The sequence below is a fragment of the Campylobacter sp. CNRCH_2015_1657 genome (genome assembly GCF_025772685.1).
GTDB lineage: Bacteria > Campylobacterota > Campylobacteria > Campylobacterales > Campylobacteraceae > Campylobacter_D > Campylobacter_D lari_D.
This window is the reverse complement of record NZ_JAKMSO010000004.1, coordinates 144,664-157,902: the sequence shown is the minus strand read 5'-3', so window position 1 is coordinate 157,902 and position 13,239 is coordinate 144,664. Positions and strand designations below refer to the sequence as shown.

At 28.2% G+C, this 13,239-nt stretch carries 9 protein-coding genes; all 9 read right to left on the bottom strand.

Going from position 1 to position 13,239, the window contains the following annotated elements:
- On the bottom strand, positions 1-1,593 hold a 1,593-nt coding region (locus L8X27_RS04525; protein WP_263681084.1), incomplete at its 3' end, for a ShlB/FhaC/HecB family hemolysin secretion/activation protein.
- A 172-nt stretch (positions 1,594-1,765) separates the two neighbouring features.
- The gene (locus tag L8X27_RS04520; RefSeq protein ID WP_263671191.1) at positions 1,766-4,867 is read right to left on the bottom strand and encodes a filamentous hemagglutinin N-terminal domain-containing protein; all 3,102 of its coding nucleotides are present in this window, start codon (positions 4,865-4,867) and stop codon (positions 1,766-1,768) included.
- A gap of 24 nt (positions 4,868-4,891) precedes the next feature.
- Positions 4,892-7,216, bottom strand: a complete 2,325-nt coding sequence (locus L8X27_RS04515; RefSeq protein ID WP_263671190.1) for a hypothetical protein — start codon at positions 7,214-7,216, stop codon at positions 4,892-4,894.
- Between the two features lie 561 nt (positions 7,217-7,777).
- Complete coding sequence (locus L8X27_RS04510) at positions 7,778-8,275, bottom strand: TlpA family protein disulfide reductase (RefSeq protein WP_263671189.1); 498 nt, start codon at positions 8,273-8,275, stop codon at positions 7,778-7,780.
- Positions 8,236-8,727, bottom strand: a complete 492-nt coding sequence (locus L8X27_RS04505) for a TlpA family protein disulfide reductase (RefSeq protein WP_220566705.1) — start codon at positions 8,725-8,727, stop codon at positions 8,236-8,238. The genes L8X27_RS04510 and L8X27_RS04505 overlap by 40 nt, the downstream gene beginning before the upstream one ends.
- On the bottom strand, positions 8,717-9,373 hold the full coding sequence (locus tag L8X27_RS04500) for an ABC transporter ATP-binding protein (RefSeq protein WP_012661870.1): 657 nt from the start codon (positions 9,371-9,373) through the stop codon (positions 8,717-8,719). Before L8X27_RS04500 ends, L8X27_RS04505 begins: the two co-directional genes overlap by 11 nt.
- Positions 9,373-10,488 carry an ABC transporter permease gene (locus L8X27_RS04495; RefSeq protein WP_263661191.1) on the bottom strand — a complete coding sequence of 372 codons (1,116 nt, stop codon included), beginning with the start codon at positions 10,486-10,488 and terminating at the stop codon, positions 9,373-9,375. The genes L8X27_RS04500 and L8X27_RS04495 overlap by 1 nt, the downstream gene beginning before the upstream one ends.
- On the bottom strand, positions 10,478-11,770 hold the full coding sequence (locus L8X27_RS04490) for an ABC transporter permease (protein WP_133319910.1): 1,293 nt from the start codon (positions 11,768-11,770) through the stop codon (positions 10,478-10,480). Before L8X27_RS04490 ends, L8X27_RS04495 begins: the two co-directional genes overlap by 11 nt.
- Positions 11,760-13,181 carry a Fe-S-containing protein gene (locus L8X27_RS04485; protein ID WP_263659663.1) on the bottom strand — a complete coding sequence of 474 codons (1,422 nt, stop codon included), beginning with the start codon at positions 13,179-13,181 and terminating at the stop codon, positions 11,760-11,762. The genes L8X27_RS04490 and L8X27_RS04485 overlap by 11 nt, the downstream gene beginning before the upstream one ends.
- Between the last annotated feature and the right edge of the window lie 58 nt (positions 13,182-13,239).

The window sequence follows — 13,239 nt, the reverse complement described above, 5'->3', positions numbered from 1 at the left end:
AAAGCCTTTGCCTCCACTTTTAGATGTACTTCCAAACATAGTAGTACCATCATCATTAACCTTACCTATGCTTATCTTAGCACTATAACTTAAGGTATTATTCTCAAAGCCTCTAAATAAACCCTCTAAACCCATACTACCTACATTAGAATGTTTATTAATACTATAATCTTCAAATATGTTTGAAAAAGGTTCATCTTTTAATATCTTATGATAAATACTAGAAGTAAAGTATAAAGATGAATTAGTATTAATCCATACAGGATAAGAAAAGTCTATACCGAAATTTCTAGAAGTACCGCTAAAGCCAACTTCTTTATAATCTCCACCTAAAGAATAAGATCCTTGAGATATGCTTGGAGTAATTTTTAAATTTCCTAAAAAGAAAGTATAACTAGCCCCATAGTTAATTTGTTTTTCATTGCTTGATTGTAAGTAAAAATTATAATAATCTCCCATATTAAGTATAGAATTAAATCCCATACTAATACCAGCTCTAATATCCCCTGCACTTTCAATACCATAATTATCAGCATATAATAATACATTAGCCTTAGTATCAGGAACTACTTCTATAACTACATCAGTTTCTCCTACATTCTCTCCTGCTTGTAAGCCTGCTAGGGTTTGAATGCCATACATTTCATTGACTTTATATACACTATCTTCTATTAATTTAGTAGAGATGATTTTACCTTTGATTCTTTCATTAAGCTTACTTTCAATAAAATGATCTTTTATAGTAGCTTTATTCTTTATTATATACTTACCTAATGTTCCTAAGGCTATGTTTATTTGCACACTATCTTCAAATTCTTGTTGGGGTACATAAGCTGTTGCAGCAGGATAGCCATTAACTTGGAAATAATAAGCAATAATATTAGATATATCTTGTAAATCTTGCAAACTAAATTTTCTAGTGCTAAACTCACTAATGAGTATTTGTAAATCTTCTTCTTTAATACCTAGCTTTTCAAAGCTAGTGTTTTCATTAGTGATGATGAATTTGTATTTGGTTATTACTTCTTTAGTAGTGGTAGTATTAGTTTGATTACTTGAGTTAGTAGAGTTATTATTAGAACTATTGTTTGTTTGATTATTTGGATTACTTGTATTATTGTTGGTATTGGTTTGATTGTTTAATTTGGTAGTGTTATTATTAAAACTATGATTGTTTGAAGCATTATTGGTATTAAAGCTATTATTAGTTGAATTAAAATTATTGTTTGTTTGATTATTTATACTAGAGTTAGTGTTAGCTTTGTTATTGTTTGTGTTAGTGTTAGTTTGGTTATTTGGGTTGGTAGTGTTATTATTAGTTTGATTGTTAGCTTCCTCATTAGTTTTATCTTCTTGATTTAGTTTTTCTTTTAATTCTTTCTTTTTTTCTTCAAAGTCTTTTTTAGCTTCTTGAGTTTTTTTATAATCATCTTTGGTTTTTAGATTTTCTTTGATAGCTTTGTTTTGAGGGAGATTTCTATCAGGAGATAATTCTATAACCTTTTCTATATCATTTTTAGCTATGATAATACTTCCATTATTAGCATAGACTAAAGAGCTAATTGCTATAGTGCTAAGTAAAAGTTTTTTCATACTTATTTTTTCCTTTTAATGACATATTTTAATTTTAAGTTTTTGTTTTTCAATATTTATATTGATTAGTTAAAATATTTTTAATATGAGTATATTCATTAATATACTCATTATATACACTAGGATAAATCCTAGTGTTTAGTGTTTAATTTTTATGTATCAAAGCTGTAGATTATAATCCCCCAACTATACAAGGATTCATGGTTTTATAATTATCACTGACTATGCAAGTTTTACTTTTTTGAATTAAAGAAGTTTCATCTATTTCTTCAGTTTCTTCTTCTTCATTTAAAGTTTCATTACCTATTAAGTTAAGCGAAGCTGTTTGTTTAAAGTCAGGTAAATTTCCACCTTGAGAATTGTCTATATCAGGAAGTTCAGGTTTAACCAAATCTATTTTAGTAATATCATCAAATTTAACAAAACTAAATTGTGTATAAGCTAAACCTTTATTTTCATCTGTAATATAATTAGCAATTTTTTCAACATTATTATTTAATTCACTGATATCATTTGACAAAGCATTATAGGCATTATAAGCATTAAGCCAGTTATCAAAAGCTTGAGTAAATTTAGGATCATTGTATTTTAATAAGCCTTTATTAACTAGATCTAATAATCTATTAAATTCGGCTTCTGCTTTAAAATAGTTTTGTTCTTTGTCTTTAAAGATTTGCTCTAATCTTTTGTATTCATTGTATTCAGCTATTAACTTGTCTTTATTCTCTTTTAAATAGCTAAATAATGCCTCATTGTTATCTAAAGTTATTTTGCTTTGAGCTTGTAAAAAATCAAATAAACTTTTAGCTTCGTTAGATATTTTATTTTTATTAAATGTTTCATTCTTAGTATAATAAGTCAGAAAATCTAAACTTTGCAAAATACCTCTAGCTTCATTCTCATCTTTTATATTAAAATATGTTTGAATAAAAGCTATTTTTTCACCTTCTGCGGTATTTTGATTAAACTTGCTATAAATTTCTAATAATTTTTCTAACATAGCAATATCTACCACATAACCTTTTTTGGTAATATCTTCTATGATTTGAGTAATTATTTCTTTATTAAGGTCATCTTGTTCTAAAGATACATCAGAATGATTAGGTTTTTTTATAGTGTTAGCTCTAGATAAAAAATCTTTATAAGCACTTTCTTGGGTAGAATTATTATAAGTGTGTATTTGAATTTTATCATCGGTATTACCCCAATAATCTTGATCAGCAGTTGCATTACCTAAATCATTTTCATGATGATAAATATGGATATTACTCAGATTAAAAAATGGTATAGACTCTTCTGGTGATCCAAATAAAATACCAACATTTCCACCTTTAATTTTTGTATTTTGGTTAAAAAACATATAAATATTTTTCAAGGAACTCATGTATAAGTGGCCAATACCTACAAAACCACCAGTATAAGAGCTTAAACTATCCATTTTATTATCAATATTGCAAATATTATTTAAAGCAATGTTCTCAAAATCAATATGACCATAAAAACCACCTACAAAACCACCTACAGAACTTGAACTTCCAATTGTAACATTATTTATGATATTATAAATATTGTTTAAGGCGATATTACTTAAGTAAGCATCTCCTAGAATTCCGCCCATAAAACCACCTACATGAGTATTGGTAATAATGCCTTCATTTGAAATATTTTCTATATTTTCTAGTTTAATATTGTTAAATTCAGCCTTTTTAGCATCAATTCCTGCAACAAACCCAACAAAACCTCCAGTATGGAAAGTAGCTTCTATATCAGATACCAATATGCTTTTAATAGATTTTATATTTCTTACAGTTACATTAGAAATATTTGCATATGCAATACTTCCAGCAAAACCACCTGTGGTGTTAAATCCTTCATACTTAGAATGAACATGCTCTATTGAGTTAATGTTTTCTAAAATAATATTATCTGCAGATCCAGCTTCTATTGCTCCTATAAATCCACCAACATGAGCTTCACCAGGGCTTTGTGTATCAACCTTTATTCCACCTCCCATGTAATCAATATGTATATTTTTAAAAGTTGCACCTCTACTATTACCAAATAATCCTGCATATACATGACTACCACCTGTAGCTAAAGTAAAATCCATATTAATATTTTTTAAAGAATGATTTTGTCCATCAAAAATTTTATTAAATCCGGTATAAGGGTCATCAAATGCTACAATCATATTAGTACATCCTAGTCTTTCTATACAATAGTTTGCATAATTTTGCCAATCTTTACCTTCTATTCCTTGCCCTTTGTTGCCATTAAAATCAATATTTCCTACCAATCTAAACTCATCTACGCTTCTTGTATCACCTAACCTTTCATTCCAGCCTTTTGCAAAGTGCCACCACTCTATAGCATTTTTCTTTTCATCTCCCATATTGCCCATAGTTAGAGCTTTTTTGAAATTAGAACTCCCTATATGAGTTTTGCCACTAGAATCTGTGTAGTTGATCACATTTATATTTGCATTGTTGCCAAAAATATATTTATCATTTGCAAAATTTATCATTTGTCTTTGAGTATAAATAGTATTAGCTGTTATATCTACTTTGCCACTTGCGATTTTAAAGTTTGCCATATCTTTATCTATATAAACTTCATTCCCCACCAAATGAATTTTATTGGCTGTATTACCACTTGGATTTTCTAAAGCATCACCACTAACATTATCATTATGTTTGCCATTGATATGGCCACCATCTATACTTACCTTATTCCCTATAAGCAATACATCATTAGCATTAATATTACCCATATTAACTACATTGCCTGCTTTTTGTGGTTTAAACACCGGTGAAAAAGTTAATCCATCATCAAATTTTTGCATCTTTGCAAACTTTTGTATATCCTCATCACTCATAGACGAAGTCGAAGCCACAAAGCGATTAGCATTAATAGTTCCTGTTTTAGTAATGATTACTCCATTAGGATTGATTAAAAAGACATTATTATTTCCAGCTTCTAATATACCAGCTATGGTAGATTTACTTGTCCCATGAGCAATGTTTAGGTAGTTTTTATTGCTTCCATTAAAATTTACACTTTCACCTTTGCCTATACTAAAGCCACCGCCCCATTGTATGACTGAGTTTGTTCCATGTCCATTAATATTTAAGGTATTGTCATTTGGTTTGTTTATAGTTCCACTAGTCCCATGAGTAAATTTACCTCCACTAGGTAAAGCCATTAGTGGAGAAAATAGCATTGATACAGTTATGCCTGAGAGTATGATGTGATTTGATAGTTTATGTGTTTTCATAATTAATCCTTTTGGTGCATTGTTTTAATTTAAATTCACTACTATGCTTTTTGCATCTTTACTTACACTTAGAGTGTATTTAGCTTTTTGAACTTTTGCTTTGATGTTTTTATGTAAGCTTTGATTGTTTTTAGTAATAGTTTCTAATAAGCTTTGTAAGTCTTTTTGATTTAAGTGTTTATTATTTGCATCTACAAAGCCTTTTTCACTTTGCATTAAAATAATGCTTTTATTTTTTACATTATTGTTAGTATATACATTAATAGAACTATCTTTAGAAAGATGAATCACTTCTTTAGCACTTAAATAAGCTTTAGTATCATCTTTTAAGATAAAGCTATAATGATCAAAGTTATTAATAGTATTTGCTTTTATATTTGTATTTAATACTAAATGATTATTAGTGCCATTTTTATGTGTTAGAACTTTTGATACAAAGTTATTATCTTTTTTAGTTTGTAAAAAGCTTCCTGCTAATACTTCTATATTGGTATTGTTAAAAATATTAGTATTACCACTTAAGTATAAAGTATTATTATAGCTTTTATCATTTTCACTATATACTCCAGAAGCGCTTATAAATATAGCTTTGTTGTTTTTATACTCATCTATATTTAAATTATTTATATGAGTATAATTATCATGAGTATTCTTAGCTATACCTGCACTAATTATTATTTCCCCTTCTCTTTTATCAGAAGCTGTACCTAGGGCTAAATTATCAAAGATAAAAGTATTATTAGCACTTTCATTTTTTGCATTAATAATATAAACATTAGAACTAGCTGCACTTGAATAATCTTTAATATTTAAAGTATTATCATTAGCATTTTCATTAGCTCTTAAAATGATTTTAGAACCTTTATCTATATTAGAAGCATTGGATAAAGATTGCACCATATTATATTTTATAGTGTTTTTTTCTAAATTATCAGCTTCCATAATAGCAGTGAGGTTTCTACCTGATTTTACATTATCTAAAACTATACTATTAGCATTAGCACTACTAGCATAATAATCTTTATTATCTAAACTAACCTTACTAACTCCATATAAGTATAAAGGCATAGCTATATTTGAGTTTTTAATAACAATATTGTTATTATTTGCTTTAGAACTTAGAGTTTGTGCTGCTGTGATTTGAATTTTATCTTGATGATTTTCAGTGGTAAGTCCTTTGGTTAAGTCTCCATTGATATTTATACTATTTCTACTAGCTCCTTTAGTAGCTACCCCACCATAAAGATTAAACTCATTTTTACCTGTAAAATTAGAATTGATTTCAAATGGCTTTTTAAGAGTAATATTAATATTATTATCATTAGCTATGCCATTATTAGTTATACCTGCATAAAAGTCTAAGAGTGCTTTTACTTCTACATTAGTATTTAATGCTAATAAGGTTTGTAAGTCTTTTATATCTATGGTGTTTTTATAAGCATTACCTTGTATGATTTTACCCCCATAAACTGCTCCTACTAAAATAGCATTGTATGCTAATGGAGTATTTTTAGTATCCACTCTTAAATCTAGTTTTAAATCATTAATAATTACACTATTATTGCTTACTTCATAGCTTTGATTGTTATTTACATCTACAAAAGCTCCACCTAAGTGAGTAGCAGCTGATGTTGAATAAGCTCCACTTGGACCATGGACTAATAAAGAAGCTCCATCTATAATAACCTTATTATTTTTAGCATTGCCATTATAAGTATAAGCTCCTACTACATGAGTCATTCTCTCATCAAAAATATTATCCCCTAAAGTGCTTTGTTTATAAGGAGTAGTATGAAAGTCTATCTTTACTCCCTTATTTAATATCACAGTATTATTATTAGTATTAGCATCAACCCCAAAAGCACCTAAGATATAAGGAGCACCATTTAAAGGTAAGGTATAGGTGTTTTCAACACCCATATTTACATAGGCATCTTTTAAGAAATTTAAAGTGTTATTGCTTGCTTCACCTTTTCTTGCTATGGCTGGAGTGATTAAAAAATTATATTTATTATCCAAACCACTAGCTTTAGGATTAATTACTTCTTTATCGGTAGGTTTTAAATAATATACTGAAGATAATTCCCCTGCTTTTAATACTAGGGTATTATTATTTGCTTTTGCATTAAAGGTATAGGCTGAAACTAAAAAAGGTATATAGCTGATTTGATTTAGGGTAGTATTAGCTGAGTTAGAACTATGAAAGCCATTAACTACAAAAATATCTTCTTTAATACTTGGAGTGAGTATGTCTTGTTTAAAATATAAATCATTCATTTTTTCATGAGCTTTGTTTTTAGGATTATCATATATTAAAGTAATATTTGAAAGGTTTTTATTGCTAGCCATTTGACCATAGAAGTTTTTACCACTTAAGAGTTTATATGTATCAAGATTATAATCATAAACATCATTATTATTATAATGGTGTTTTTTAATTACATAAGTATTAGAAGCTTTATCATAGTCTGCCTGGGTGGCAGCTTCTAAAGAGTTTAGTGAAAGTATAGTGAGTAGGGAAAGTTTTAATAGATTAAAGTTTTTATAGTTTTTTAAAGGGTTTAAAGTATTTGAGTTAAAACGAAAATTATCGTATCCCCCCCCCCGTGAGGTGATTTTTGGATAAAAATCTTAACATGTAAATCCTTTTTTTTGTATATATTTATAGATACTGCATCAATATTATCTTTATGTTTTTTTAGTATAAATTACAAACAACTTTTCAACAGCAAAGCAATATTAACACTATGTTTATAAATTTAAGCTTAATTATAAACAATAATAAAATATTAGTATAATAAGAAGATATTATAAAAGTTTTAATATACTAAAAATAGGGCTTTGAATAAAAATGTTATAAATTTTTTAAATTAATTTTTTACCAAAATACACTTTACAAGGCACCAAAATCTATTGTAAAAATTTAATTTTATTTTCTAAAACACTTTTTGGAGTAAGTCCGATGAATTTTTCATTTATCTTGCCTTTTTCATCATAAAAAACTATCACAGGCACACCATAAATTCCACCCACAGCTTTAGACAAAAATGAACTTGCTTTAGCTTCATACACAAGTGGTAAATTTAACTTTTTTTCCAAAAGAATTTTTTGGGCTTCTTCTTTTGATTTAGCTCCATTTAATACCGCTAAAATAGGAAAATTTCTTTCTTTATAAAGTTCATTTAGCATAGGAATTTGTGCATTACACGCACCACAATCTTGCGTGAAAAAAAATAAAGCATAAGCTTGATTTGCATTTTGTGTTTTTAAGGTTTTTTCAAAACCATCGTATTTAAAAGTATAGTTTTGACTTGAATTTAAGGTTTGAAATTCATTATTTGAGCATGCGCTAAAGAAAAAAACACTTATTAAAGCCAAGAAGCAATAGAAGCTTTTAGTTGTGACCATGGTTTTTCTCCTATGATTTTATCTTGCACAACTCCATCTTTAATGACAAAAGTTGTTGGTACTGCAAAAATGTTAAATCTTTGCCATGATATATCTAAATCATCTTGCAAAAATATAATATTTTTATAATCATATTTTGTAGCAAATTCTTCAAAATCTTTCCCCTTATCCACAGAATCAAGCGCTAAAATAGTGATTTTTTTAGGGTATTCGTTAGCTAGTTTTTCCAAGAGTGGTAAGTCTTTTAAACAAGATGCACAACCTTGCTCTACAAAGGTTAAAACAATGAGATTATCAAAATCAGCTAGTTTGATTTTCTCACCTTCTAAATTTTTAGCTGCGATTTCTGGTGCTTTTAAGCCTACTTTGCCGCCATTTTTATTGTTGTTTTCAAAACATGCACTTAAAAAAACTAAACATAAACAAGCTAAAATTATACTCTTAATTTTCACTTTTCATCACTCCATGGCTTAAAATGATAGTTCTATCAGCAAAAGTAGCTAAGTCTGGATTGTGAGTGATTAAAACTATGGTTTTACCATCTTGTTTTAATTTACAAAAAAGCTCTAGAATATTTTTTTCATTTGCCTCATCTAAATTTCCAGTTGGCTCATCTGCTAATAAAATTTCAGGATCATTCACTAAAGCTCTTGCTATACATAGCCTTTGTTGCTCCCCGCCACTTAATTGACTAGGTAAATGCGTAAGTCTGTGTGAAAGCCCTACTTTTTCTAGTGCCATTATAGCGTCTTTTTGTTCTATACTTGAGTGATAAAACTGAGCTAGCATAACATTTTCTAAGGCGTTTAAATAAGGTATTAAATGAAATTGTTGAAAAATCAAACCTATTTTTTCTCTTCTAATTACGCTTTTTTCTTCTTCACTTAAATTTCCAACTTCTTTATCATCTAAAAAATACTCCCCACTACTTTGAGTATCCATTAAAGAAAGTATATTTAAAAGTGTTGATTTACCTGAACCTGATGGGCCCATAATGGCTAGCCATTCGCCTTGCTTTACTTCTAGGTTGATATTTTGCAAAGCTTTAACTTCATTAAAATTACGATTTAAATTTGAAATTTTTATAATATTTTTCATCACTCACCCTTTAAATTTTCACAAACATTGATTTTTAAAGCTTTTTTTAGCGGTAAGATACTTGCAAAAAATGCAAATACTAAAGAAACAAGCACCGCAAAAAACACTGAAAGCAATCTAAAATCTATACTTGCATTAAAAATCAAATATCCAAAAATATTTGCTAAAAAATATCCGCAAAAAGCACCGAGCAAACTCGCACTCAAGCTTAAAATAAACACTTCAGCTCCAAAGAGCTTAATAACTTCTTTATGCTTAGCTCCTAGTGCAAGGTGCAAGGCTATTTCTTTTTTTCTTGAAAAAATCACTGCACTAAGAGTGGTATTTACGCTCAAAGAACTAATGAGCAAAATAGTTAAACTAATCAAAGCCATCAAAGCCTTGATCTTTTCTAAAATCACACCTTCACTAATGGATACTGAAGCTATGACTTTGGCTTCTACATTAGCCTTGCTAAGTTCTTTTGCTTTTTGATCTAAGCTTTCATAATCACCTAGTAAAATAGCTTGAGCATAATTTATCACTTCTTTAGCTGCTAACTCTTGAGCTTTTTTTAAAGAGATGATTAAAACCCCATCTTGCTCATCATTGCTTCTTAAAATAGCTTTGATTTTTACTTTGACTATTTTAGATATACTTGGGTTATAAATTTGCAATTCTTGTCCTATTTTAAGCTCTAATTGTTTAGCTAAATCAGCCCCCACAAAGGCACTATCTTCACTAAAATCGCTCAAAGAAAAGCTTCCTTTTAAAACCTCCATAAAAGGCTTGGTAAGCTTTAAATTTGCAAAATCAACCCCAACAACTACCGCACTTGAACTTTCAAGATTATAAAAACCATATAAAAATGGGGTTAAAGCCTTTGCTTTCAAGTTTTCTTTGGCTTGATTAAATTCATCCATGCTTAAAAACTCATCATCTTTTGGCGTGATGATAAAATTAGCTCCATAAGCTTTTAATTCTTTGGACAATTTTGTGTCAATATCAAAATAAATATTAAAAAACGAAGCACTTACCATAGCACCCATAAACACAGCTATAAAAATAATACAAACTCTTTTATAAGAAAAAATAAGAGATTTAAAAACCTCTTGCATAAAAAAATTATTTCCCATATAAAACCTCTGAAGTAGAAAGTTTAGAAATTCCTTTGATAGAAAACAAACATCCTAAAAATACTATAAGCACTGCAAAAAATAAACAAATTGGTAGGATAATCCAAGAAATTTCAATGGTATGTTCAAATATACTCAAAGCGATAATCTCTGACATACCTATACCAAAAGCAAAGCCCAAAACAGCCCCAACTAAAGCTACCACAACCCCTTCTAACGCAAAAATCATATAAATTTGCAAAGTGCTAGCACCTAAAGCTTTTAAAAGCCCTATTTCACTTTTTCTTCTAAAAATATCCGCACTCATTAAAGATGATATGGCTATGGAAGCTACGATTAAGCATATAATGCTAACTACTGCCATTAAAGATTGAATTTTAGATACTATCAAACTTTCTGCATCTGAAATCGCACTCACTACTTTTGTGCTTGCACCTTTAAAATCTTCTGCAATTTGATAGGCAATAGAACTTACATAAGCAGTGCAATACCACTGATCATACTCAAGCTGATCAAGACTATCTACATCGCGTCTTGCTTTTTGTGCTAAATCATTTTCAGGTATAGTCAAAGCTGAAACTTCTGCTTTTGAAAATAAACCTTCTTTTTTAGAAAGCTTTTGTGCTAAAAGCAAAGAAGTGATGATTTTATTTGAAAAAGCTTGAGTTAAATCCATAATACCAACAATTTTTACTTTAAAAATTTGATCATTTTGCACAAGGGTGATTTCATCATCTATTTTTAAATCGTACTTTTGTGCTAAATCTATTCCTAGCATTATTTCATCTAAACTATCATCTTTTGGGTAATTTCCTTTGATTTGACTATATTTGTATAATTCTTTAATACCTGCATAAAAATCATCATCATCTTGAATCTTTATAGCCTTATCAAAATAAGTTCCCACTAAAGAGATATTTTCATAATTTGCATTTGGAGTTTGAATTTTTACCTGAGTATCTAAAAATGGCGCAAAGGCATTGATATTATTTCTCCAAAAAATTTCTTTTATAGTATGGAGCTTGTTTTCTTCTAAAAAATTTTGATTTTTCAAAGGCTCATAAATTTTATTACCCACTTCTACACTCAAACTTGCACCTTTAGGTAAAACTAAAATGTTTGATCCATAACTTCTTAATTCTTTTGTAATTTCATTACCTATACCCAAAGTAAGATTTAACATAGTAGCCATAAGTAAAGTAGCTAAAAAAATCGTTAGTAAGGCTAGAGATTTTTGGATTTTATTTTGAAAAATAGAGTTTTTTACAATCTTAACTTGCATAGTCATTTCCTAATAAATTATGAATTCTATATTTTGAAGATTTATTCATATCGATGTATTTTAAAGGATCGTTTTTAAACTCTTCATAATTTTTTTCATTAGCAAAAAAATATGTTCTTCCTTTATAAACATAAGATCTTGGTGCTTTTAAGTTAATAAGCTCGGTATGATCAATAGGATCATAAACTTTCTTTTCTACTACTTGAGTGAAAAAATTTACTCCATCTAAAATTTCTGAAAAAGGTATAATAACCTTACCATTTTCAAATTTATATTTCATAGGGATAGGATTGCACCCACCTGCCTTACCTACACTTGGTAAGAAAATTCTAACATTACATGAAATACAAATTAACTCTCCACCTTTTTTAACATACCCCATATCTCCACATATACTACAAGCATCAAAAACTGCTACTGGAGAGTCTTTATCTTCTCTTTTGTTAATCAAGAAAAATCTTACCACTTTACCCTCATCGCTAATATAAGCAAAGCGATGTAAGTTATTATCTCTTAATATTGCCACATCAAAAACAAATTCATTATTTTCATTTGGCTCTACATAGGTTGGCTCGTCTATGGTGATTGGTCTTGAAGCATGCAAGTCATAAAAGAGAAAAATACAAAGACTTAAAATCATAGCACTAAAAATACTTGCACTAAAATTAGTTATAGTTGAATTTTTTGCTTGATTTTTTCTAAATTCTATATCAAAATCTTTTTTCTTGCTGTTTTCACTCACTCTTTGCTTTAGAGCTAAAACTATACAAATTCCTAGCAATAAAAACCATATATATGTATAAAATTTAGCATAATATACACTTTTTGCCACATAGCTTAAATATAAACTTTCTGTTTCTATCACACCTTCTCTCATAAGGTGCAATAAAATTTGTGCTAAAGCTTCATTTAGATAAAAAATCACGATAATGAGTAAAAATAAATTTAAAAATTTAAATTTAAATTCCCTTAGCCATCTTGTAAAAAGATAAACCCCAAAACACATCACAAAAGCAAGCAAAATAAGCCCAAAAGAACTAATCGCTAAAGAATCTAAAAAATTAGTGCTTAATATAGGAAAGTCGATAGAAATATGTAAATATTTTATACCAAAAGCAAAAGATAATAAAAAAAGCAATATTACTTGAATTTTTTCTTTTAAAAAATTATTTTTTATAAAAGAAAAAATGATAACACTTAAAAGCAATAAAACAAATAAAACATCATTAGAAAAATACAACAAATCATAACTTAGTGTTTTAGCGCTAATAAAAAAAGCAAAATAAGAAAAAACAAAACCCACAAAAGCAAGTTTAAACACTAAAGAATTTTTTAGATTATAAAAAAATAAAGCACTTAAAAGTGCGTAAGAAAAAAATACTCCAAAAAAATGTACAAAATAAATCGACATGGGCTCTTCTTTGATAGAATTTATTTATAAAATCAATAATTTTATAAATAAACCCTAG